The sequence below is a fragment of the Paenibacillus sp. GCM10027628 genome, from assembly GCF_042676385.1.
Classification (GTDB): Bacteria; Bacillota; Bacilli; order Paenibacillales; family NBRC-103111; genus Paenibacillus_E.
In genome coordinates, this window is sequence record NZ_JBHTHA010000002.1 from 298,918 (window position 1) to 323,769 (window position 24,852).

General features: G+C 49.5%; 19 protein-coding genes and 1 pseudogene. 5 read left to right on the forward strand and 15 right to left on the reverse strand.

Annotated elements, in window-relative coordinates; genetic code table 11:
* Positions 1-13 precede the first annotated feature (13 nt).
* From ACFQZT_RS02595 to ACFQZT_RS02620, 6 genes are all read right to left on the reverse strand, one after another.
* Positions 14-1,657: an ABC transporter substrate-binding protein gene (locus ACFQZT_RS02595; RefSeq protein WP_379296242.1), complete on the reverse strand. Its 1,644-nt coding sequence runs from the start codon at positions 1,655-1,657 to the stop codon at positions 14-16.
* A gap of 19 nt (positions 1,658-1,676) precedes the next feature.
* Positions 1,677-3,005, reverse strand: a complete 1,329-nt coding sequence (locus ACFQZT_RS02600) for an LLM class flavin-dependent oxidoreductase (RefSeq protein ID WP_379296244.1) — start codon at positions 3,003-3,005, stop codon at positions 1,677-1,679.
* A gap of 61 nt (positions 3,006-3,066) precedes the next feature.
* The gene (locus tag ACFQZT_RS02605; protein WP_379296246.1) at positions 3,067-4,401 is read right to left on the reverse strand and encodes an LLM class flavin-dependent oxidoreductase; all 1,335 of its coding nucleotides are present in this window, start codon (positions 4,399-4,401) and stop codon (positions 3,067-3,069) included.
* A gap of 28 nt (positions 4,402-4,429) precedes the next feature.
* Positions 4,430-5,443 (reverse strand): LLM class flavin-dependent oxidoreductase, encoded by a 1,014-nt coding sequence (locus ACFQZT_RS02610; protein ID WP_379296248.1) that lies wholly within the window; start codon positions 5,441-5,443, stop codon positions 4,430-4,432.
* A 139-nt stretch (positions 5,444-5,582) separates the two neighbouring features.
* Entirely contained in the window at positions 5,583-6,476 is an 894-nt protein-coding gene (locus tag ACFQZT_RS02615) for a LysR family transcriptional regulator (RefSeq protein ID WP_379296250.1), read from the reverse strand.
* 31 nt (positions 6,477-6,507) lie between these two features.
* Positions 6,508-6,801 carry an HPr family phosphocarrier protein gene (locus ACFQZT_RS02620; protein WP_379296252.1) on the reverse strand — a complete coding sequence of 98 codons (294 nt, stop codon included), beginning with the start codon at positions 6,799-6,801 and terminating at the stop codon, positions 6,508-6,510.
* A 241-nt stretch (positions 6,802-7,042) separates the two neighbouring features.
* Between ACFQZT_RS02620 and chrA the strand changes: the two genes are divergently transcribed.
* On the forward strand, positions 7,043-8,242 hold the full coding sequence (gene chrA, locus ACFQZT_RS02625) for a chromate efflux transporter (protein ID WP_379296254.1): 1,200 nt from the start codon (positions 7,043-7,045) through the stop codon (positions 8,240-8,242).
* A 491-nt stretch (positions 8,243-8,733) separates the two neighbouring features.
* On the forward strand, positions 8,734-10,599 hold the full coding sequence (locus tag ACFQZT_RS02630; protein WP_379296256.1) for a bifunctional metallophosphatase/5'-nucleotidase: 1,866 nt from the start codon (positions 8,734-8,736) through the stop codon (positions 10,597-10,599).
* A gap of 70 nt (positions 10,600-10,669) precedes the next feature.
* On the opposite strand, the pseudogene ACFQZT_RS02635 reads toward ACFQZT_RS02630, so the two are convergent.
* Positions 10,670-10,930: pseudogene (locus ACFQZT_RS02635) on the reverse strand (class II aldolase/adducin family protein); the annotation flags it as partial.
* A 113-nt stretch (positions 10,931-11,043) separates the two neighbouring features.
* Between ACFQZT_RS02635 and ACFQZT_RS02640 the strand changes: the two are divergent.
* Complete coding sequence (locus ACFQZT_RS02640; protein ID WP_379296257.1) at positions 11,044-12,054, forward strand: LacI family DNA-binding transcriptional regulator; 1,011 nt, start codon at positions 11,044-11,046, stop codon at positions 12,052-12,054.
* A gap of 11 nt (positions 12,055-12,065) precedes the next feature.
* Here the strand turns inward: ACFQZT_RS02640 and ACFQZT_RS02645 are convergent, their stop codons facing one another.
* The 4 genes from ACFQZT_RS02645 to ACFQZT_RS02660 form a co-directional block, all read right to left on the reverse strand.
* Positions 12,066-12,620 (reverse strand): redoxin domain-containing protein, encoded by a 555-nt coding sequence (locus ACFQZT_RS02645; protein ID WP_379296258.1) that lies wholly within the window; start codon positions 12,618-12,620, stop codon positions 12,066-12,068.
* A gap of 80 nt (positions 12,621-12,700) precedes the next feature.
* The gene (locus ACFQZT_RS02650; RefSeq protein ID WP_379296260.1) at positions 12,701-13,372 is read right to left on the reverse strand and encodes a Crp/Fnr family transcriptional regulator; all 672 of its coding nucleotides are present in this window, start codon (positions 13,370-13,372) and stop codon (positions 12,701-12,703) included.
* Between the two features lie 44 nt (positions 13,373-13,416).
* Positions 13,417-14,259 carry an SDR family oxidoreductase gene (locus ACFQZT_RS02655; protein ID WP_379296262.1) on the reverse strand — a complete coding sequence of 281 codons (843 nt, stop codon included), beginning with the start codon at positions 14,257-14,259 and terminating at the stop codon, positions 13,417-13,419.
* A 196-nt stretch (positions 14,260-14,455) separates the two neighbouring features.
* Positions 14,456-16,216, reverse strand: coding sequence for a glycoside hydrolase family 35 protein (locus ACFQZT_RS02660; protein ID WP_379296264.1), 1,761 nt, complete (start codon positions 16,214-16,216; stop codon positions 14,456-14,458).
* A gap of 166 nt (positions 16,217-16,382) precedes the next feature.
* Between ACFQZT_RS02660 and ACFQZT_RS02665 the strand changes: the two genes are divergently transcribed.
* Positions 16,383-17,279, forward strand: a complete 897-nt coding sequence (locus tag ACFQZT_RS02665; protein WP_379296266.1) for a helix-turn-helix domain-containing protein — start codon at positions 16,383-16,385, stop codon at positions 17,277-17,279.
* A gap of 87 nt (positions 17,280-17,366) precedes the next feature.
* Here ACFQZT_RS02665 and ACFQZT_RS02670 read toward each other — a convergent pair whose 3' ends face one another.
* A complete protein-coding gene (locus tag ACFQZT_RS02670; RefSeq protein WP_379296268.1) occupies positions 17,367-18,716 on the reverse strand; it encodes an aminotransferase-like domain-containing protein in 1,350 nt (449 codons plus the stop codon).
* A gap of 188 nt (positions 18,717-18,904) precedes the next feature.
* Here ACFQZT_RS02670 and ACFQZT_RS02675 point away from each other — a divergent pair, with 188 nt between their 5' ends.
* A complete protein-coding gene (locus tag ACFQZT_RS02675) occupies positions 18,905-19,576 on the forward strand; it encodes a nitroreductase family protein (RefSeq protein ID WP_379296270.1) in 672 nt (223 codons plus the stop codon).
* 994 nt (positions 19,577-20,570) lie between these two features.
* Here the strand turns inward: ACFQZT_RS02675 and ACFQZT_RS02680 are convergent.
* The 3 genes from ACFQZT_RS02680 to ACFQZT_RS02690 form a co-directional block, all read right to left on the reverse strand.
* Positions 20,571-22,847: a helix-turn-helix domain-containing protein gene (locus tag ACFQZT_RS02680; protein WP_379296272.1), complete on the reverse strand. Its 2,277-nt coding sequence runs from the start codon at positions 22,845-22,847 to the stop codon at positions 20,571-20,573.
* A 175-nt stretch (positions 22,848-23,022) separates the two neighbouring features.
* Complete coding sequence (locus ACFQZT_RS02685) at positions 23,023-23,904, reverse strand: carbohydrate ABC transporter permease (RefSeq protein WP_379296274.1); 882 nt, start codon at positions 23,902-23,904, stop codon at positions 23,023-23,025.
* A 22-nt stretch (positions 23,905-23,926) separates the two neighbouring features.
* Positions 23,927-24,844, reverse strand: coding sequence for an ABC transporter permease (locus ACFQZT_RS02690; RefSeq protein ID WP_379296276.1), 918 nt, complete (start codon positions 24,842-24,844; stop codon positions 23,927-23,929).
* Positions 24,845-24,852: the final 8 nt, after the last annotated feature.

Sequence of the window (24,852 nt, forward strand, 5' to 3'; positions counted from 1 at the left end):
GCTCCTTGTTTGTTTATTTTTGAAGATTGACGTCATTGAAGAGCGGATAACCAAGCGAGTCGAATTTTAAGCCTTTGACCGTTTTCGCTGCTGCTACCGTATAAGGGAATACATAGACAGGAATGATGACGGCGTTATCGATGATAGAATGCTGAACCTGTTTATAAAGCTCTGCGCGTTTCTTATCATCCGTTTCTACGACGCCTTGCTCCAGCCACTTATCGACCTGCGGATCGGCAAGACCAGGAAGCGTCGGTCGACCTTTCGGATCTCCCGTATGGTAGAACGCATAGAGCGCGGTCGGATCAGAGTTCACTTGACTGTTGCCGTACAAGTCATAATTGCCTTTCGTATAGACGACGTTCGCGATATCTTTCGTAATTTCAATCTCAACGGCAATTCCGATTTGCTTCAATTGCTGTTGAATAATGACCGCAATATCGTTTCGTTTTTCACGGTTCGGCGTTCCGTCCACATAATGCAGCGTTAGCTTTTTGCCGTCTTTCTCACGAACACCATCCGCTCCCTTCACCCAGCCCAGTTCATCCAGCAGCTTGCCCGCTTTGGCGACATCGGGCTTGAGCGAGTTCTCTAGGGTGGCATCGTAGCCGAAAATGCCCGGAGATAACGGGGACCAAGCACGAGGATAGGTGCCCAGATACAAAGTTTTGACAATGGCATCGACATCGATCGCAGATTGTACCGCTTGCCTTGCTTTCACGTCGTTCCATGGTTCGTGTCTTTGATTGAAGAACAGCGTGTACGGCAATCCGACCGTGTTCACTTGCAGGACTTGCACATTGGGATCGCTTTTAAGCGATACGATGTTTTGCGGCGGCACCGTTTCTACGGCCAGCACCTGCTTACTTTGCACGCTGCCGATACGCGTCGCCTCTTCGGGAATGATTTTGAATGTGAGTTGATCCAAATACGATTTTCCTTTGTTCTCGACAAGGTCAGGCGCCCAATTATAGTCCGGGTTGCGTTTCACTTGAATCGCCGCATTCTCTTCCCATTTCACAAAGGAAAATGGACCGGTTCCGACCGGGTTTTTACCGAATTGGTCGCCGTCTTTTTTGGCCGCTGTCGGGGACACAATGCCGAGCAATGCTTGACTCAAGTTGCCCAAGAACGCTCTGGATGGTGTTTCCAGATTCAGCTTGACGGTGTACTCATCGATAACTTCGGCCGATTTGTATGGCTTCAGCAGCGCTGCCGAATTCGCCGCTTTCGTGGCCGGATCGAGAATCCGGTCGTAGTTGTATTTAACGGCTTCCGCATTAAACGGCGTCCCATCATGGAACTTGACGTCCTTGCGCAGCTTGAACGTGTAGCTTTTGCCGTCCGGCGAAACGGTCCATTCCGTGGCCAGCCATGGCTTGATCGTGCCGTCCGGCAGTTGAACGACCAAGCTGTCATAAATGGTTCGGATTACCCTGACCGCTACCGCAAGTCCGCTGCGGTGCGGATCGAGCGTGTCCGGCGATGTGGCAAGGCCATAGGTTAATTCACCTCCGACTACAGCTTGCTTCGCAGCTTGTGCAGCGCCCTGCAATGGAACAGCACCTCCGCTTTTAGCTGAACTGCAGCCGGTTAGCGCTAATGCGAGCGCCATCCCTAGCGCGCTATATTTGATCCACCCTTTTTGTTTGGCCATACGTGTGCACTCCCCTTATCTATTTCGCAGCGGTTGCGCCGGCATATCGGTTAACCGGAATCGGAATTCCCAAATTTCCGCGCAGTGTATCTGATTCATATGCCTCCCGATAAATCCCCCGTTCCTGCAGGATCGGAACAACCAAATCAACGAAGTCATCCAGAGCATGCGGCACCGTAGCACGAATAACGAGTCCGTCAGCGGCTCTCTCTTCAAACCACTCTTGAACGAGATCAGCGATTTTCTCCGGCGTTCCGATAAACCCGCTTCTCGGCGTTGACGCTTTGAGCGCCACTTCACGTAGAGTTAGATTGTTCGCTTTGGCATCTTCCTTGATTTTATCGGTCGTCCCCCGGAAGCTGTTGCTTCCGAAATCGCCCAAATCCGGGAAAGGCTCATCCAGCGGGTATTGTGAGAAGTCATGGTGCTCAAAATAGCGCCCTAAGTAATCAAGCGCATTCTCTATCGTTACCAGATCCGCGACCTCTTTGTATTTACGCTCCGCTTCCTCTTGCGTCCGGCCAATGATCGGATTGATCCCCGGAAAGATCAGCACTTCATCGGGATTACGGCCATATGCTCCAACGCGCTGCTTAATATCCTGGTAGAAAAGCTTCGCTTCCTCTATGCTCTCGTGCCCGGTATAAATCGCTTCGGCCGTCCTTGCCGCCAAATCTCTGCCGGTATCGGAAGAACCTGCCTGGAACACAACGGGGTGTCCTTGCCGGGAACGGCCAATATTCAGCGGACCTTGCACCGAGAAAAATTCGCCTTTATGATTCAGCGTATGGAGCTTGCCCGGATCAAAGAAGACACCGGTCGCTTTGTTCCTTACAAAAGCGTCATCCTCCCAAGAATCCCACAGCCCCTTCACCACACTGACGAATTCTTCGGCGATTCGATAGCGCAGCTCGTGTTCGGGATGTTCGCCTTTACTATAGTTTTTGGCCGATCCTTCCAGTGGGGAGGTGACGACATTCCAGCCGGCCCGGCCTCCGCTAATATGGTCCAGAGAGGCAAACTGGCGGGCCACGGTGAACGGTTCGCTATACGATGTGGAGAGCGTTGCGACCAGCCCGATGTTCGAAGTGACCGCTCCGAGCGCGGACAAGATCGTAATCGGTTCAAAGCGGTTTAAAAAGTGCGGATTCGATTTTTCCGTAATATATAAACCGTCGGCAATGAAAATCAGATCGAATTTGCCTGATTCCGCTTTTTGCGCTTGCTGCTTATAAAAATCAAGGCTAACGCTTGCGTCCGATGGGACATCAGGGTGTTTCCAGGATGACATACTGTTGCCGACGCCATGAATCATGGCAGCTAGTTTCAACTTTCTTGGTTTTGACATGCTCTGACTGACCCCCTCACTTTATTCGACAATCCTATCCGTTAAATCAGATCTATAAGAATTAGTTCGTCACTTTTTCTTTCGCATAGCGGTTGACGGGGAACGGCAGCCCTAAATTCCCACGGAGCGTGTCGGCTTCATATTCCGTACGGTATATACCGCGCTCCTGCAGAATCGGAACAACGAAATCCACGAAGTCGCTCAGACCATTCGGCACACCAGAACCGACAATAAAACCATCGGCAGCCCCGGCTTCAAACCATTCTTGAATCCGATCAGCCACCTGAGTCGGCGTTCCGATAAACAACGGACGCGGCGTAGCTTCCTGTAAGGCGACTTGACGCAAGGTCAGGCCATTGTCTTTGGCATTTTGTTTGATACGGTCCGTCGTGCTGCGGAAGCTGTTCTGGCCCAGATCGCCGAGTTCCGGGAAAGAAGCATCGAGCTCATATTGGCTGAAGTCATGATGATCAAAATAACGTCCTAAATAATCGAGCGCCTCCTTGACCGTCACCAGGCTCGCCACTTCCTGATACTTGCGTTCCGCCTCCTCTTCCGTTTGCCCAATAATGGGGCCGATACCCGGAAGGATCACAAGATCGTCAGGGTTTCTTCCAAATCCGGCCGCCCGGCTTTTCACATCCTCATAAAAACGCTTGGCATGTTCCACGGTCGGGTGCCCAGTGAAGATCGCATCCGCTTCCTTGGCGGCCAGATTTTTGCCGTCCTCAGAGGATCCCGCCTGAAAAATCACCGGCTGCCCCTGCTTGGATCGGCCGATATTGAGCGGTCCTTGCACGGAGAAGAACTCGCCTTTATGGTCCAAACGGTGGAGCTTCTCCGGATCGAAGAAAACTCCGGATGCTTTATCCCGCACGAACGCATCATCTTCCCACGAATCCCACAAGCCTTTGGTCACCTGCAAATATTCCGTCGCGATCCGGTAGCGCTGAGGGTGGGTCGGATGCTCTTCCAGCTTCTTGTTATAATTGAGCGCCGAGCCTTCAAGCGGCGAGGTGACGACATTCCAACCCGCGCGTCCATGACTGATATGATCCAGCGAAGCAAACTGCCGGGCCACCGTAAACGGTTCACTATAAGATGTGGATAGCGTGCCAACTAGACCGATCTTGGACGTGACCGCCGCCAGTGCCGATAAAATCGTAATCGGTTCAAACCGGTTTAAAAAGTGCGGAATCGACTTCTCGTTAATAAATAAGCCGTCTGCGATAAAGAGCAAATCGAACTTGCCTTCTTCCGCTTTTTGCGCCTGCTGCTTATAGTAAGGAAAGTTCACGCTTGCATCTACGATAGCGTCCGGGTGCCTCCACGCCGACATGTTGCCGCCGACTCCGTGGATAATGGCGCCTAATTTCAATTTTCTTGGTTTGGTCATCGTAATTCCTCCTCGGACATTGATTGATTTATACGGTTAATTCAGCAAATGCTTCTTGTAAAAGAACAATTGCGCGTAGCCGCTGTTTAAACTCCTGCATCGCCACGGTGATGATAATTTCATCCAGCTGGTAAGCCTGCTGCAGATCTAGCAGCTTCCTCCTCACCGTTTCCTTTGACCCGTGAATTACGCTTGCTTCCTTGACTTCAATCGTATAGGACTCACCTGATTGTTTGCCGAATTCCTCGGCTTTCTCCTCGTTATTCACCGTAACGGTACGTCCGCTTTCCAAATGAACTTTGACATTCTTGGCATCGGCGGCAAGAGCTTTCGCTTCTTCATCGGTATCGGTCAAAATGACGGAAACGGCAAGTATGGCTTGCGGCTTCGACTCGTTCACGGACTTGAAATGCTGGCGGTAAGACGCTATAGCCTGTTTAATGACCGTTTCATCGCCATTAATAAATTGGGCGAATACATAAGGTATGCCCAAGCTTCCCGCTAATTCCGTGCCCGTTCCTCCGCCGCCAAGCAAAAATAATTTGGCCGGTTCTGCAGGTAAGGGAACCGCTTTGATCCCATGCAGCTCATGCTCAGGATCCAGCTTGTCATGGATGAATTGATCCAGTAACACGAGCTTATCTGCAAGAGGGGCTCCCTTGCCCGCCAGCTCCTGCTGCAGCGCTTTGGTTGACCTTGGCAGCCCGCCCGGCGCACGTCCGATTCCGAGATCGACACGACCCGGCGCCAAGGCTGCCAGCACATTGAAGTTTTCGGCTACTTTGTACGGGCTGTAATGCTGCAGCATTACACCGCCCGAACCAATGCGGATTCGCTCCGTTTTAGCTAGCAGATACGAAATCAACACCTCCGGAGAGGAACCTACCACACCGTCAGAATCATGATGTTCAGATACCCAGAAACGATGATACCCCAGTGCATCTGCTTTTTGCGCAAGCTCCAGCGTATGCTGAAATGCCTCTACGGCGGTTACATGTTCACGAATTGGACTCTGGTCTAAAAGGCTTAATTTTAAAGTCACGATTTTCTCCTCCCATGAAGCCGAATGATAAACAATAATTCCAATTGGTTTTGTCGGTTTTAACTTTCTACTACTTTATCACCGGCTCAGGAGGCGGTCAATTTCGTATAGAGATGTTCTATTGAAGGATAGAAAGTTTCTATGATGCGTGTGTTCGAAGATCAATTGCTTTCGCCGCATCCACAAAAATATGTGAGAAATTGGTGCTCGTTTCTTTGAGCGTAATGAGATTGGTACGCAAGGAGAGGCCGCTTAGCGCAGGAATATCGATCGGCACCAGCACCCCGTCCTTCACCTCTTGCCGAACGCAGAGCTCCGGCAGAAAGGAGATCCCCAGCCCTTTGGTTACGAGCTTTTTGGCCGTTTCCAAATTATCAATCTGGTATTCGATTCTGGGCGGTTGCTCCAACGTCGCGAACAGGCGGTGAATTTTCATCCAATCAAGCGACCCGCATTCAAAGAAAACGAGCGATTCACGGCTTACATCTTCGATGGTAAGTTGGCTTCTTTCTGTAAAAGGATGACGATGATGAACAAAGAGACGTATCGGATCCTCGTAATATCCCGTACTCTCCACATGCGGATGCGTCACATTACGGATAAAGCCGATATCCAGCTCTTTACCCAGCAGCTTCTCCAGGATGCTCTCCGACGGAGCCGTGTAAAGCTTAATTTGAAGATGGCGATGCTTTTTTTTAATCAGCGGCAAAATTTCCGGCAGTACATAGTTAGAAACCGAAACGGTACATCCGATGCGCAGCTCATTCGGCGCTGTGTTCAAATTCTGCAGCAGTTGTTTGCCCTTCTTGTACGTTTGAAGTATTTGCTGTGCGTAGGGAAGGAATTGTTTGCCTTTCTCCGTCAGCGTGAAATTTCTTCCTTCGCGTTCGAAGAGCAGCGTATTCAGCTCACGTTCCAAAGACTGGATACGGGCCGTCACCGAAGGCTGGGATAAGAATAATGCGTCGGCCGCCTTATTAAAACTGTTGTAGTGAATCACATAGACGAAGGCTTCAATGTTTTCTATATTCATGCCGCTTCCTTCCTTTCCATATCGCCTTTACTCAAGAGCTTCGAGAGTATGGAGTCCGCCTTGTCTGATCATTGCTTTGCAAATAACCGACTACCTGCCCGAACGCTTCCTCGGCGTCGCTGCCATCCAGTTGAAGAACGACAGCCTCTTGCTTTCCTAAAGACAAGCTTAACGAAACGATGCCCAACAGTCCTTTGGCGTTCAGCATCCGCTCTTTTTTTCCTATGTATATATTACATCTATACCGGTTCGCGATCGTGACAAAATCAAGCACCCGATCTAGCGTCCATGGCTCGTTAAGTGTAAAAGTCCACTCCATTCTCATTTTCATTCCTCCTCCGGCTTTAGAACAATATCCTTATAAAACAAAAAGACACAGGCATCCCGCTTCAGGATGCTGTATCTCCAGTGGTCTGGTCGATTACTTTTCCAATAATTCCGATTAATTTACTTGTATTTAAATTATAGGAGTACGGACATCCATTTGTCAACGGTTAAAATTTAATATGGATAAACAGCGCGGTTATGTTATTCTAGGCGAAGAATTACTCAAGGAGGAGCAGCAAATGACAGCACAAACGGACCTAAAGAAAGGCTCAATCGGCGAGGTGTTTCGCGTATCCTTAAAGTTAGGACTTACCTCATTCGGCGGGCCTGTTGCACATATCGGATATTTTCGGGATGAATACGTGAAACGAAAACAATGGCTGGATGAGCAAAACTATGCCGATCTCGTGGCGCTCTGCCAGTTTCTCCCCGGACCCGCCAGCAGTCAAGTCGGCATGTCCATCGGCATCCTGCGAGCGGGACTACTGGGGGGGATAGCATCATGGGCAGGGTTTACCTTGCCCTCCGCGATAGCTCTCATGTTGTTCGCGATGATTGTTCGCAGCTATGAGTTGACGCATGCAGGTTGGCTGCATGGTCTCATGCTTGTTTCCGTCGCAGTGGTCGCTCAAGCGGTGTGGGGAATGGCCCGTTCGCTTGCGCCCGATCGCACCCGAGGGACAATTGCCGTGTTGAGTGCGATTGCCACATTAGCCTGGCCTGCTGCCTATACGCAGCTGATACTGATCGCAGCAGCCGCTGTTTTCGGACGCTTGTTTTTGCCGCAAGCTGCCTCGACCGAAGTCACTTCAAGTGCTCCCGTCTTAAGCAAACGTATTGCCGTGCTTGCATGGGTGGTTTTCGGGGGACTATTGATAGGCCTCCCTATCCTGCGGCAATGGTTCCCCTCACACGGACTTGCTTTGTTCGATAGCTTTTTCCGCGTCGGTTCTCTTGTATTCGGCGGCGGACATGTCGTCCTGCCGATGCTTCAGGCAGAGGTCGTCCCGACGGGATGGATAACGGACAGCCAGTTTTTGGCCGGATACGGTGCGGCACAGGCGGTTCCCGGTCCCCTTTTTACACTGTCCGCTTACTTAGGTGCAGTCATAAACGGGTGGAGCGGTGCGGTTATCGCTCTGCTGGCCATGTTTCTGCCTTCATATCTGCTCATCGTTGGAGCTCTGCCGCTTTGGGGGGCGATACGCCGCCGGCCGAAATTCCAAGCAGCTTTGCAGGGCATAAATGCGGCAGTCGTCGGTATTTTGCTCGCAGCGTTGTTTAACCCCGTATGGACTAGTACGATCCACAACGCCTACGATTTCTCCCTTGCCTTGGCGGCCTTTGCATTGCTCGTGCTTTGGAAGCTGCCCCCATGGATCGTTGTCGTCCTAGCCGCCGTTGGCGGAGCGGTTTTATCTGCTCTGACAGCCCTTTGACGCCATCGCCGGAATGCGAAGCGAAGCGATAAATAGGTTTTGAACGCCGCCATGCGTCGGCGGCACAACGCGCGCCCGTGATTCGCGAGCTATGAATTCGCTTTAGCAGGAAAAGATCCCGCTAATTGTCCATCATTTCAGCATTTTCGCTGCACGAACTGGAATAACTCCCGTTAAATCTTTCGATCATTGCCTTTTCGCTTCGAATGGACAGATTTAGCAGGAGGTAATCCCGTTATTCGCAGATCTTACGGGATTGAGCCCAAATTAGCGGGATGATTTCCTTGTAATCTGCTCCAGGTCCATCTCCACGAAGGTACATCGAACCCTCACGCTTGATGATGCCGTCAATACCTCCAAAAATCAGTCCCTCAAATCGCGGTCGATCGGTCGCTCTTACAAAATCTTAACCTCATTTTAATACTACCAAAATATCCCTTTTCTATTATAAAATTAATTTTTGAATTCATAGAGAGGGAGTGTACGCTTAGATGATTCGTAAAATCAGTGGCTTCATCGTCACAGGCGCCGTATTTTCCGCTATTTTTGCTGGAGGAGCGCTCGCAGCGCCTATAAACGCTGTATCACATACAGCATGGATGCAAAAAAAGTCGATCATTGAAGGAGACTTAGGAGGAAATCTGGCGCTGGATCGCCCCGTCACAATTGCTGAAGCCGCAACGGTATTGGCTAGGTTGAAAGGTGTGACCGGCTGGACAACGGATGCTTCAAAGCACTGGGCCTCGGTTCCACTAAACGGGGCAACCAAATTCGGCGTTACCGCAGATGAAATTCGATTGCCGGATCAACCCGTATCGTCCGCTCGCCTTGTTGACATCTTCGGCAAAGCCGGTTACAAGCTGCAGCTTGCGGATGCCGCAACGGTCAAACGTGCAGATTTTTTCCAAGCGATCGGCGATGCCGCCACACTTCATATTACGATAGGCCACACGAACGACGTGCACGGTCATATTGAGGAAAACAAATCGAACAAAGAATTCGGTTATGCCAAAATCGCAACGCTCGTGAAACAGTGGCGCAGTGAAAATCCGAATTTTCTATTGATGGATGCGGGCGATACGTTTCAGGGGACGGTTTTCGTCAATCAGTTTAAAGGCGAATCGATAGTCCCCATCCTGAATGATTTGAATTACAACACGATGGCAGCCGGCAATCACGAGTTTGATTTTGGCTATCAACAACTGCTCAAACTCCGTGACATGCTGAAATATCCTGTCATCAACGCTAACGTCTTCAAGCAGGACGGCAGCGAGCTGCTGCCACCCGTCTACTACGCGGAAATCGGCGGCAAAAAGTTTGCCTTCCTCGGATTTGTGACGGAAGAAACTCCGATCTTGACGCATCCCGACAACGTAAAGGGACTGACGTTCAAAAACCCCGTCGAAGTCGCCAAGAAAGTCGTACCCGAGCTGAAAAAGAAAGCCGACCACGTTGTCGTCGTTTCCCATGTAGGCATTGAAACCGACCGCGAAATCGCGAAAAACGTGCCAGGCATCGACATGATCATCGGCGGCCACTCCCATACCCCGCTGAGAACGCCAGAGCAGGTTAACGGTACATATATTGTGCAGGACTGGGAATATGGCAAGTCGCTCGGTCGCGCCGATCTTTACTACCTGGGCAATGAGCTCGTGAACTTCTCCGGCGGTCTGCTTGAATATGATGATAAGGTGCAAGACGATCCGGAAGTCGCCAAATTAGTAAAAAACATCGTCTCAGATATCGATAAAGCGCTGAACGTCGTCATCGCCAAATCCGATGTCGACCTGGATGGCGACCGCAACTTCGTGCGCAAACGCGAAACGAACCTCGGCGACTTCATCACCGATACGATGATCGAGCGTTCCAAAAAAATCAACGGCTATGCCGCTGATGTGGCGCTGACGAACGGCGGCGGCATCCGCACGCAAGTGAAAAAGGGCGACATTACGAAAAAAGCGCTCTACGACGTTCTGCCGTTCCCGAACACAGTCGTGATCCTCGAAGCGAAAGGCTCCGAGCTGAAAGCGGCGCTCGAAAACGGCGTCAGTCAAGTCGAAAGTGGAGCTGGGCGGTTCCCGCAAATCAGCGGCATGTCGTTCAGTTACAATCCGACAAAGCCTTCCGGTCAGCGCGTCATCGACGTGAAAGTAGGCGGCAAAGCGCTTGAGCCGGACAAAACGTATCGTTTGGCTACAAATGATTTTGTTGCTGCCGGCGGCGACGGATATGACATGTTCAAAGACAAGAAAGCGCTGAACACAGGCATCACCTTATACGAGCTCGTAGAAGAAGCGCTGATCGCTCGCAAGACAATCAATCCGACTACGGAAGGCCGGATCGTAGAAGTGAAATGATGCACAAATAATAACAGCCTTTGATCGCGTTAAGCGACAAAGGCTGTTTTTGTTGATCACTCAATCTATCTTATTTCATTTGCTGGAGCAAATTCACGCGATAGGCCTCACTTTCAAGCCCTTGGATTTCTTTATACTCTTCCTCCGTCAGTCTTCTAGGCTTTCCTACCGATTTGGCAATCAAGTAGATTTTAGCGCTTTCTTCCATCACTTCCGTGCGGTAGTAAGCCTCGCGCAAGTTTTTGCCGGTTGTGACAAGCCCGTGATTTTTAAGTAAAATCGAGCTGTACCGGTCGGCCTTCTCGGCTACAAGGTTCGCCAGCTTATACGTTTGTCCTCTTTATTAAAGTTACCGATAACTCAAAATTAACAATTTCCCGCCTTTCTGTCAATCCTTAATTTCTATACAATAGACGAATACAATGAATGAAAAGGTGACTGTACGTGATTACAATCTATGATATCGCTGAAAAAGCCGGCGTCTCCGCCATGACAGTTTCAAGAGTTATCAATAACACAGGACGAATCAGTGAAGCGACTCGCAAGCGGGTACGCAAAGTGATGGAGGAACTCCATTACATCCCAAACTCCATGGCTCGCAGTCTTGTGCTGCAAAAGACAAATATATTATCGCTGCTGATTACGGATATCACGAATCCGTTCTATACGACAATTGCGCGCGGTGCCGAGGATGCGGCTAAGCGTTCCGGTTTCAGGCTGCTTTTTGGCAATAGCGATGAGAACTACGCGAAGGAAAAAGATTACGTCGATATGATCTTATCGACACGCGTGGATGGCGTCTTGTTCGCGCCGACGGGGGACGATTCGCTGGAGCATCTGCTGCAGCTGCAAAAACACAACATCCCCTTCGTCGTGCTCGACCGCGAAGTGCCGGGCATTGAAGCGGATGTTGTGCTCGGGGACAGCAAGGAAGGCGCACGCAAGCTCGTCGAGCACCTGATCGGGTTAGGGCATCGCCGGATCGCTCTGATCAACGGTTCGCAAGACGTTTCGACGGCCCGGCTGCGGCACCTAGGATACCGGGAAGCGCACACGTTGAACGGACTGCCGATCGACGACTCACTTATTATTCACGTCAATTATCGTGATTTCCACGACGAGTCGGCTCTTGATGCCTTATTGAAGCAGCCCGAACCGCCAACTGCGATTTTTGCCGCAAACAATATGCTTGCCGTTGGCGTCATTCAAGCTCTGCGGAAGCGCGGACTGCAGGTTCCGCAAGATCTGTCGGTCGCTTGCTTCGACGACTTCGTCCATGCGGAAGCGATCAATCCGTTTCTTACAGTCGCTGCGCAGCCGGCTTATCAATTCGGGTCGCTAGGCATGCAGCTTCTCATCGAACGAATCGAAGGTGAGACGGTTCAAGTGAACCGCAAGCTCATTCTTCCGTGTGAGCTGCAGATTCGCGCTTCTACTCAGGCGCTAATTCGTTAGACATGCAACTCTTATTTGCTTTGAGCGAAACGATCAATGGTTTCGAACGGCAAATCGTCTGTTATTAAGCGGTTGTAATGAGCCACCTGCAAGATTCCTTCTTCGTCGATCAAAAATTCGGCCGGAATGCGATTGAAATTGGAGCCTTCCTCGGGTGTTAATCTAAAACCGGCTGCTTCGGCTTCGGCGATGACAGTTTTACTATGGGCATCAGCTATCGTAGCCTGTACTTTCTCTTCAGAGATCTCGACACCGTACATCTCGTAGATAGCAGCCTTCGGGTCGGCAATGAGCGGGAACGGAGCATCCTGTTTACCGACATATGCGTGCAAGTTCATCTCAGGCGATTCGAAAAAAGCGATCACATTAAGCCCTTGCAGCTGCCATTCGGGGAAACGTTTAATAAAACGTTGAACTCTTAGATTACATAATGCACAAGCAGAGTTACGGAAAAATGCAAGAAGCACTTTACGTCCACGGTAGGTTTCAAGCGAAACGGACTCACCATTTTGATCGGTTGTACGGAACAAAGGGGCGATATCGCCCGGTTGAAGCTTTTTAGTCATAAGGAATTCCTCCTAAGTTTGATGTTAGGCACATAGCCTGCATTCATACCTTAGCAGGAATCTTTCCACTGTTCTGTGACCTAGTCACCAAGCTGATCCTCGAGCTCGCCTCGGCTAACGATTCGTACCCATCCCCGCCCCGTCTCTACCCAGCCTTTCTTGTGGAAGCGCTGCAATGCACGAGATACGACTTCCCGAGCGGATCCAATTTCGACTGCTAGTTCTTGATGCGTAGTGTGAAGGAGCGGCTGTATGTCCGAGGTGACGCGCAATAACGCTCTAGCGAGCCGGACATCTAACGGTATGGTTTGCTTTGGCTGCAAAAACTCGCTCATGCGCACCATACCATCCAGCAATCCGCCGAATATGGCATGACGAATCGGTTCGTGCTCCTGAACCCAGCGGAGGAAACTGCTTTTTGATACGAACAACACCTCGACATCAGTCTCGGCTATAAGTGAGCCTGGATAATCGCGGCCGCTCAGACCGCTCAACACCATAAGAGAGCAGACCTCGCCAGCTGAGAGCACGTTTAGGATGGATTCGCTGCCGTTCTCCCCGATCAGGGTGATACGGACGGTACCTCGTAATAGAAACATGCCATAAGATGCGGCATCTTCTTTTTGAAAAATAGGGGTTTTAGCGGGAAACGCCACTACGAATGGCTGTGCTTTGGCCCATTCCTCGGATGGAATGGTGCTTAGGAATGGGAATACGTCCAGTAGACGCGATTCCTTCAAGTTCAATGTCACTCTCCATTCCCTCTTTCTGTAATTTTATAGGTTTATGCTCATGCTCACCTCAATAACCGCAGCACAATTGCCTCGTACCATTTCCATGGCAGCAAAGTACGCCCCCACAAGCCAAGCCTCACGCCTCGTCCGAGCAGGTAACGAAGTCTCGGATTGGCTGCCCCAACAACTGCCGCAATCTGATCAGCAACCTCTTGCGGATCCGTTGCTGACTCAGCCGCCTGTTTGGAATAACGAAGCATTTTGTTAAGTCTGCTCCGATACGGAGACGACTCGTATGTATGAACGGCATCGAACCCTTTGCGCCAGATTTCCGTCCGGTAAGCTCCTGGCTCTATAAGGATGACCTTAACACCGTAGGGCTTCATCTCCAGCCGCAGCGATTCGCTGAAGCCTTCGATGGCGAACTTTGACGTGCTGTACGGCGCATAACCAGGAAAGGCGGATAAACCGCTAACGCTGCTGACATTCACGATACAGCCCGATCCTTGAATGCGCATGTGCGGAAGCACCGCTTTGGTTGCTGCAATGACACCGAACACGTTCGTTTCCAACTGCGCTCGCCATGCATCCATGGGCACATCTTCGACATAACCTCCAGTTGCGAAGCCTGCATTGTTAATCAACACATCGATTCTTCCATATTCTCGGATGATCGCTGCAACAGCTTGTTCAATCGTCGCATGTACCGTCACATCTACCTGCACGATTTCAATCGCTTCGCGGACACCAGCTGCCTCGGCAAGCTCCAGCAAGCGTTTACCATTGTCCAAATCGCGCATCGTCGCGACGACGCAGTATCCCTTTTTCGCCAATGTCACCGCAGTCAACATTCCAAAGCCGCTTGACGCACCAGTTACCATAGCGGTTGGATGCTCAATAGCCATCGTGCTCGAAGCCCCCTTTTACAATTGCACTTGCTTCCATAATCCCATAGAAAGGGTCCGCTGTCGACGCTAACTTGAACGAATCGACGGCCCAAAAGGCACAAAAAAGAAAGAAGCCCCTTCGTTCGGGCCTCCTCATTATCATCTGTTCAACACAAAAGACAGCCGGGATATTCCCGAACTGTCCTAAAATCCATTAACCCAAATCCGGCGCATCTGTCAATTCGATAACCGGCTTCTCCGTATGATGTAATTCAAACACGATGATTTCATTGCGGCCCTCGCGGAGTAAAGGAGCCGGTAAGTACAACGTTCGCTGCGGACCTTTTTCCCAGTAACGGCCCAAATTGAAACCGTTGATCCAGACCACACCCTTTGACCAACCATCCAATCGGACGAACGTATCACCTTTCTCCTCTATGGTGAACTCGCCTTTATAGAAAGCAGGTCGGTCTTTCTTTTCATTCGTCTCAGGAGCGGATCCAAACGGAATCGATGCTGTTTTGTCCAGCGGGAGTGGATATATCGTCCAATCAAACAAGAACTGATTGTTCATCCTTACACCCTCTGTAATGCCTTTAAAATCTTTCAGTTTCGGGCCGTAGTTGACGCGCCCCATATTTTCCACCAGAATGTCCAGCTTGGCGCCTCCGTCTGGAATGTCCAGCTGTAGTGGACGTGAATCCCAACGTTCCACCGTTCCTTGATAGACGCCGTCAAGGAACACTTGCGCGCGGTCATGCACCTCTTGAAGGTGCAGCTTCTCGCCTGTTCGCGGTCCGGAGACGTTCGTCGAATATACGATGAAGCCGTAATCTTGACCTAGCTTTTCCATTGGCTCCGGGGCCACACGCTTCACAGACTGTGATAGCAGTGACAAGTGCTCGAAGAGGTCTGCCTTTTCCGTCAAGGCAATGCGGCCATAATTTTTCTTCGCAATCGGATCAGGCAACGCAGGAAAACTATTGACATCGGTCCCTAAATAATTGGCGATGACACTGCGAACAGCGCTATATTTCTCCGTTACATCCCCGCATTCGGACAACGGCGAATCATAGTCATAACTGGTAATCGTCGCTTCATATTTCTCATGGAAGTTCGCTCCGTTATAGAACCCGAAGTTGGTTCCACCGTGGAACATATAGAAATTGACCGAAGCACCCGCACGCAGCATGCGATCGAACACATCGGCGACATCGCCAGCATCTCGCGTATGATGCGGCTTCAACCAATGATCGAACCAACCGTTCCAGTATTCCATGCAAACAAGCGGTTCATCGGAACGGTATTGCCGAAACTTTTCAAAAGCTTCCTCCGGCTTAGATCCGAAGTTAACGGTTGCCAGCGTGCCGGGGATGGTTCCCCCTTGCAGCATACCGTCTTCCGGGCCATCGGAAGTAAACAACAACACATCTACACCGCGCCTCACAAGTCCATCACGCAAATAAGTTAAGTAAGCGGTGTCGTTGCCGTAACTGCCGTACTCGTTCTCAATTTGCATCGCAAGGATCGGGCCACCGTTTGTACAAAGCAGTGGAGTCAGGCGTGGAATTAGTTCATCATAATAACGGTCGACCTTCGTCAGATAAGCCGGATCCATGCAGCGAAGCCGCATTTCAGTATCTTGCAGCAGCCACGCCGGCAGCCCGCCAAATTCCCATTCTGCACAAATATAGGGGCTTGGCCTCACGATCACATGCAGACCCAAATCTCCGGCAATCCGGATAAATCGTTCTACATCGGCAATTCCGGCAAAGTTAAATGAATTTTCCCGGGGCTCATGCAAATTCCATGGAATGTACGTTTCCACCGTATTAAACCCGCAAGCCCGCAGTTTGAGCAGACGATCTTCCCAATATTCTGGCACAACACGAAAATAATGAATAGCTCCAGAAATCAGTTGCAAAGGTTTTCCATCTAATAGAAACTGTTTGTTTTTTGCTTGTAAAATTGCCACGATTATCCCTCCGGATCATTGGTACTCTAAAGTCATGTCTTCCTAGTCCTATCATGGCTGAAAGATCACCTTTGCTCAATCTCCAAAATGAGCATCTTCTATACCAAATGTGCCAATTCAGTGATATGATTGATTTCATACCGCTGACGAACGAAAGGAAAAGTCTATGGATGAATTGTATCGTTTCCCCAACGTCGTGAATACACTGCAAGTCGTTGGCTGCCATTTTGGCTTGCAGCCTCCGGGGTGGCATTATCCAAGACATCATCACCATCTGTTTGAGCTGCTGTATTGCTCGGAAGGTGAAGTCGTGCAAGAAATGAACCGCGAGTCGTTGACGATGCGCGAAGGCGACTGGCTGTTGATCAAAGCCGGCGTGCGGCACCAGTCTTCGAATGTCGCCGGCATGGATTACGGTTATTTTAATGTGCATTTTGATCTCGACGACACCGAAATTCGCAGTCTGCTTGCCGCTGCTCCCTATCGGCACATCCATCATCAGGAAGCAGAACAAAGCAAACTGCGTTTCTATGTCAGCGAGCTTGAGGCGATTATGCAGCGCAATCGGGTTGATGACAGACTCGCTCAAGGCGAGCAGTCCGCTCTCCGCTTTGAGGATAAGCTGCTGCTGCAGTCGTATACGCTGCTCATCGTTCACGATGTGTTGAATTTACTGCGCAATCACACAGCACAGAATATGCGGACGTCGTCGCCAGGCAAAGACGCTTCGCTGTTTGCCACCGATGTTGCGCACGCGATTGAAGAGAAGCTGTCGCTCGGGCTGTGCGAGGAAGCATCCATTGCTGGCGTCGCCAAGGAGCTGAACCTCAGCCGCAGCCAATGCAGCAAGCTCTTTTCTAAGGTTTACGGGCTTTCCCCGAGGCAGTATGTCAGCCGACAAAAGCTGAACCTGGCGAAAGAGTTGCTCGTCACGACAAATCTGCCGATGGCGGATATTGCAGAACAGCTCGGCTTTCATTCCGCCAGCCATTTCTCCAGGCAGTTCCGACGCTGGGCCGGCCAGTCGCCGACTGAATTCAAACCGAAGCATCATTCGGTTTAGTTATCGTCTGGCGACGATTTAATCGGCAGATTGCGTCCCCACCTGATTCCAATCGAAAAAACGTCGCCGCACGCATGAGGCACGCTATTAAGATGGGGACCTGACTTCCAGCCTCACTTCTTCAATAATCTTCCGCACGCCTTCCTCGATTTGCTCCGGCCGCGCCCGTGAGATGCTGATTCGTAAAAACTTCTCCCGATCCAAATAATCCGATAAATAAAATCGCTTGCCGGAAACGACAGAGATATCCTTAGCCGCAAGCCGCTCTACTAAGCGTTCAAGATTGACCGTCCGCGGCATCTTGAACTGTACGAACACACCGGAATGGACATCCGAAGTTTTGAGTAAGCCTGAATCGTTATGACGCTTCACTGCCTCGTTCAGAGCGTGAATCCGCTGTGCATATTGTTTGGATATTTTGCGTTTGTGCCGCCCGTACATGCCGTTTTTGATGTACACTTCGAGCGCCGCCTGTGACAGCTGCGAGGTGTCTGCGTATCTTTGGTATTCGCAGAACGTCTCCATCAGCTTTTCCGGCAAAACGGCGACGCCGAGCCTGAGTCCCGGAAAAATGATTTTCGAGAAACTTTTTAAATAAACAACGTGTGACGTACCGTTATAAGAGTAAATGGGATCGATCCCCGATTCTTCACCTAAATCGGCCATGTAATCGTCCTCTACGACGTATACATCATATTTGCTCGCCAAACGGGCGATCGTTCTCCTATCGTCCGCGCTGTACGAGGTGCCGAGCGGGTTGTGGTACCTAGACATGGTGTAGAAAAACTTGATTCCGCCATGTCTGAATTTCTCCTCCAATTCCCGTAAATCAATGCCCGCAGTCGAACGGGCGATTCCGCATACCGGAATGCCCTCCGCCTCAAGAAACCGCAAATACAGATCATAGCTCGGCTGTTCGACCAGGATCACCGAATTCCCGTTCGGAAACGGCATTTTAGCCAATATTTCGAGCGCCCGATTGGCACCCGACGTTACGATGATCCTTTCCCCTTTAGCAAACACTTGATCTCCGGCCAAATGAGAAACGAGAGTATGACGAAGCGTTTCCAGTCCTTTCGAATCACCGCAGGTGAACAGGTCGCATTTGTAAGTGTCTAAGGCTTTGTCCAAGCTGATCTTGAAATCCAGATAAGGAAACACATTCGGATCCGGTGACGCTGAGGCAAAATCTATCGTCTTACTCTCCGTTACGTTAGGCCGGTCCCCCGGCTCTTCCACCACGTAATAGCCGCTTTGAGCAATCGAATAAATGGCGTGGCGTTTCTCCAGTACTGCATATGCCCGTGTAATCGTGCTGACGCTGCAATCGTAATGCTTCGCGGCATTTCGGACGGAAGGCAGTTTTTGGCCTGAAACGAATTGCCCTTCATTGATTTTTTGCTCTATATCTGAGAGAATATCCAAATATTTTTTCATTCCGCCCCCTCGCTTTCTATAACTCATTATATTAAACTCGTGCAACTGTTACGATACACTTTGGAAAATACGTTATTGTTCCAAGCCGCAGATTGGCATAACATGTCAAGTATCGGATTCAAGTTCGCGAACACGATCCCCGTTTTTTACGAACATACAAAAAAAATAGTCAAAGGAGTCGATCGAGAATGTCATCTGCTGTTCAAACCGATTTTCTCACCCTCTTCCATGAACGTCATTCCGTCAGATATTTTGATGCATCGTACAAACTCAGTGAACAAGAAATCAAGGAGATTTTGGAAATCGCTGGCCGCGCTCCTTCCTCATGGAATCTTCAACATTGGAAGTTCGTCGCCTTTACCGATGCGGCAGCCAAGGAAAAGCTGCTTCCTATCGCGAATGGCCAAAAACAAGTCATCGACGCTTCCGTTACCGTCGCCATACTCGGGGACTTGGAGGCCAATCGGAATGCCGAACACGTGTACGGTCCCGACATCACGGCCGGGCTTGAAGATGCTTACGCAGGCTATAATTCCCATCAAATCCTGTTCAGTCAAATCGAAGAGGCCTATGCGGTAAGTGACTCTTCATCCTATCGTCGCGACGAAGCAATTCGTAACGCATCGCTGGCCGCTATGCAACTTATGTTAGCCACCAAAGCGAAAGGTCTCGACTCGGGCCCAATGGTCGGTTTCGACGCCGACGCCTTCGTCAAAACGTTCAATGTCCCACCGCGTTATGTCCCGGTCCTGCTCGTAGCCATTGGCAAGGCGGCTAAACCTGCCCGGCCTACCTCCCGCTTCCCAGTAGAGCAGACGATCATCTGGAACGGGTTTGAGCCCGATGCCACAATTCTTTGAAATCTCGTGTCTCTGCACATAGCACTGACAATCTAGAACGCACATTTATATAATGACGTAGCGACGAAGCGCGATGACGCTTTTGCCATATAAAGCCTCATTGAACGCTTCTGATCGAAGAACAAGCACCGTTCGCGCGCAAATAACGCAGCCTTATCTGGCTGCGTTATATTTTTGCGAGAGAGAATTAACATGTTTGTTAAGCAATCTGCCAGTCAGCTAAATGTCACTGCCAGTCTATAACTTTAGTTTCCGAAGACTGTTGGGGATGCTGGGGAAGATGCGGATGTTGAAGACTGTGGGTTGTTGAGGAATGGCGGTAGTTATTGGGTGATATGGGTGATGTTAGGGATGACAGGCTGGCGAGGGACGTTGAGGACGTTGAGTGACATCGGGTATCTGGTTGAGGATATTGGGAAGCGGAACGTCAATCCGTTATTTTCAATAGTTGTCCTTCGTCTCGTTTTGTTAAGGAACGATGATGCGCTAAGGATCGATTTTGGGCCATACGTGCCGCTTTTTTGATGCCATAACGGAACGACGTTCCGCGAAAGTATAAAAGGCCATACAAACAATGTAATAGAGGAACGTCGTTCCTCTTCCTTAGCCCACATTGCAGGAACCCACGCACATTAGTGTAAAGTGAGACTGCAAGCTTCACCTCCGGTCCTTTCTAATCTCAGCGCGATTGAGCTCCACAACACCATTCACCTCTCATCGTTTGTAAGAATGAAAAACATCACTCTTGGCCCGATTCAACACAACCATCCCGCCCGCAACGCTGAAAAACAGCGTTGCAGCCTCGCTCAGTGTCCCAATTGACACATTTTTCTTATCATGGAGTCCGAAGACAAAATACTCTTGCTCGCCCACTAAATCGAGGCCTTTCGAAGGTGAGCGACCTAATATTGGGATCTCTGATTTTCGCCAATCAGAACAGCCTTTGACGAGCTCAAAAAAGGCATGCTGCGCAACAACACAACATGCTTCCACCTTATTCGCCTTTTCTAAATTGCCCCGGCGTAATGCCCTCGTATCTTTTGAAAACTCTAATGAACGTATTGCTGTTCGTGAAGCCCACCTTTTGCGTAATCTCCGTGATGGTGTCATCGGTATCCAGCATGAGCTTCTTGGCCAATTGGACGCGCTGCTTGTTCACGTAATCAATAAAGGTTTCCCCGGACTGCTCTTTGATGAAGCGAGACAAGTAGGGTGCATTGACTTCAAACTTCAAAGAGAGCGATGTCAGGCTCAGATCCATATCCGCCAAATGTTCATCGATATAATTCAGCACTTGATCCTTCAATCCCGTGTTGTGGCTCTTTTTCTTGGAATCGACATAGTCGCAGACCGTTTTCAAAAACTGGTAGATTTCGCCTTCGATTTCAGCGAACGATTCGCACTGCGTCAACTGTTTGATGAGCGCGTGTTTTTCTACCGCCAATTCATTAGGCCCCTGCTGAAGATGCTCGATCGCTTTCAAGATCGTACCGATCAGCTCAAACATCAGCAGCTTGCCAAGCTGAAGCGACAATGTCCCGTCAGAGACGTTCGTGACGATCAGCTCGCCCACCGCTTCCATCGCCTCTTCGTATTGGCCCGTTTTTATATGGTTAATAAGCTGGCGTTCCATGTCCAGCGGGTAGTACAGCTCATTCTTGGGCCGCTTAATCCGCTCGAACGGAATGATTTGACTTGGACCGATGACAAATTTGTATTCGAGCGCTTCCAATGCTTCCTCGAATCCATGAGGAATCCCCGTTACAGACGGATGAATATCACTGATGCCAATCGTCAGTTGAATATAGAATTTCCCTTGAATGATCGTCTGCGCCTCTTGGGCGACTTCGATCAAATCTTGCTTAATCCGAATCTCATCATCGCCGTGAATATTAACAAGAAACGCAACCATCCCATTAACTTCAGTAGAATAGACGCTATGTCTCCTGCCAATGAGCTCTTCGGTAATGTTTGTCACAATATAGTGGACGTATTGGAGCTTGGACTCCGCATCCTTCGGTCCGCTTTCGCCGAAAAGAGCCGCATAATCACCGATATGAAACAGCAAAACCGCAAACCGGTTCGTATCAAACTGCAAATCGAACGATTCCATCGTTTGCGCAAGCGCAGAACCGCTCTCGACTCTGCCTTGCAGCAATCGCGCCAGAAAATGGCTGCGCAGCACGTTCTGCTGCAACTGGATCGTCCGGTTTGCCGTATCTTGCTGCGCAGCATGCTCCGTCATGAAAGATTGTAAAAGCGAGAACTCGTTCTTGATGCCTTCCATGTTGGATTTCACCTTCGGAGAGACCATATCCACTATGCGGCGGATTGGCATATAGTGCCTTTTCGTCAGCCAGATCGACATGGGTGCTCCGACAAAAACGCACAGGAACAAGCCCACATAAATCCAGCTGCGCAGTTGACTGACTTTAGCGGCATAAATTTTCGTAGGGACAACCGAGACATACTTCCACTCGTTTTCGGAAGAGGATAAATAAGAGACTGTCACTTCTTCCCTGCCCCATTGTTGGTTGAAAGAACCTTCCGCAGTTGTGATCCGACCAAAGTCCAGATCCGCAACATGCGCCGTATCTCCGGCCACCATCAAAGGTTTGTTCGTCGAATCTATAATAAATACGCTGCCTGCTTGTGCGATCTGAATGTTGGCAATGGCAGCCTTCATACGTTCTGTGTTGAGAAGAACGACAAGGGTAGCCTGCGCATCGTTCGTATTTTGAATTGGAAGCGATTGCAGATAAACCAAATCATCACTGGCCAGTTGAACAAAGTTACCAAAGTAAATCTTGTTCAGCGCTTCTTGCCAATACGCCATCTTGATGTCTTTTTCTCCGTGGAACAGTTGAAAGAGCAGATCCGCTTGATTCATCGTCGATGTCGAAACGCCGAACTGCTGTTTTTTCATGTAAATATACATGTCGTTAATATTACCATTAGATGCTGCATAGGAACGGAGCGACGTAATCAGATCCAACGTATCGAATTTGACCTGCGCAGTGTTAAAATCGGCCTGATTGACGAATTTGATCACTTTCGGATCCAGGGAAAGCTGAAGCCCCATGCGTTTAACATCTTTGAACTGATTGTCAAGCGATTGCTTCACTTGATTCAGCAGCGCTTCATTCGAGCGGGTCACTTCCGAGCTTAATAAATGCTGCGATTGAAATAAGACGACCATCGTGATGACGATAGGAATACATAGAATGGTTAAATTGGAGTATAGCCAAAATAAAAAAACGCTCCGCTTCACCTGAGTTCCTCCCTTACTCTTGCTGTACGTCGTATTATCCCATTAAACGCGGTGCATGTACATCTACGATTTTTGCACGATCATCATTTTTCTTGAAATCCTCCCGAAAATGGAAAAACCCCAAAAAGCCCATCCCCTTTTTGTGACGTTAAAAGAGAACAGGAATTGGGTACGGTTATTCTTTGATCGCTCCGACCATAACACCTTTGACGAAATATTTTTGTAAAAAAGGATACGCAATAAGAATCGGCAGTGTAGCTACCATGATCGTCGCATATTTAATGCTTTCGCCAATCGCTTGCGTATCATTCGCGTTACCTGTGCCGGTTGTCATGGAATCCGTGCTGTTCTGAACAAGAATCTCCCTAAGAATGAGCTGCAGCGGAAACTTTCCGCGATCGTGAAGAAATAGCATGGCATTAAACCAGGAATTCCAGTGAGCAACCCCGTAGTAAAGTACCATTACAGCAATTACCGGCATAGACAAAGGCACGACGATCTGGAACAAAATGCGGTATTCGCCTGCCCCATCGATCTTCGCTGACTCCAGCAGCCCTTCAGGGATCGCTTCGAACGAAGTTCGCATAATAATCAGGTTCCACGTGCTGATCGCAACCGGAATGATAAGCGCCAGATAGCTGTTCCCCATATGCAAGTAATTATTAATTAACAGGTATGTCGGAATTAACCCGCCGCTGAAATACATTGTAAATACAATACAAATCATCAAAAACTTCCGCAGTACAAATTTTCTTGAAAGTGCGTAAGCACCAATTGTTGTGAAAAACAGGTTCACCGCCGTGCCAAGAATTAGAATGAGCAGCGTATTGCCATATCCCGTTAATATATTCGGATTGTCAATTACCTTCTGAAAGGCGCTGAGGTTGAAACCCAGCGGTTTAAACAGCAGCCCGGTATGCTGGATGAGCAAATTGGAATCGCTGATGGAAGCCATCAACACATAATAGAACGGGTATATCGTACAAACAATTAGCAATAACATAATAATCGCATTGCCGATATCGAATAGACGCTCAGATGCGCTTATTTTCATCATTAGTTCCTCCATCTAAGCCAGACTACCACAACCGGCTCCCGGAGAATCGGCGGGATAAGCTGTTGGCACTGATAAGTAAAATAAAGTTAATCAATGATTGAAACAGGCCGACAGCCGTCGTGTAGCTGTAATCATTGCCTTGCGCAAGACCTTCACGATATACAAAAGATGAGATGACATCTGCAGTTTCATACGTATTCGGGTTGTACAGCAGGACGATCTTCTCGAATCCAACTTCCATTAGGCCGCCAATGCGAAGGATGAGCAAAATCATAATCGTCGGGATCAGACCAGGCAGCGTAACGCTCCATATTTGGCGAAACCGGCCTGCGCCGTCCACGCGAACCGCTTCATAAAGCTCCGGGTTAATTCCGCTAAGCGCGGCCAGATAAATAATGGACGACCAACCGAGCTCTTGCCAAACGGACGTGCTGACGAAAATCGTACGGAAATTACCGGCGTCATTCATCAGCGCAGAATCATGCCCGCCGAAGAACATAATGATGGAATTTACAATGCCGCCGCGGTTTGTAAAATCAATAATTAATCCGGAAATGACGACAATCGAAATAAAATGGGGCAAATACGATACCGTTTGCACAATCGATTTAAACAACTTCTGGCGAAGCTCATTCAAAAGAATCGCGAGAATAATCGGTGCCGGAAAGCCGAAAATCAGGTTATAAAAGCTGATCAAAAACGTATTGCGCAGCACGCGTGAAAAATAATAGCTTTTAAAGAACGCGGTGAAATGCTGAAACCCAACCCAATCGCTGCCCCAAATCCCTTTTGCCGGACTGAAATCTTTGAAGGCAATGACAGCGCCATACATCGGAAAATATTTAAATATGAAGAAGTACAGCACAACCGGCAGCACCATCAGGTAAATTGCGCGGTTCTTTCTTAAGTCATCCTTTAGAACCCGAATGGACTTTGCCATGTTCTCAC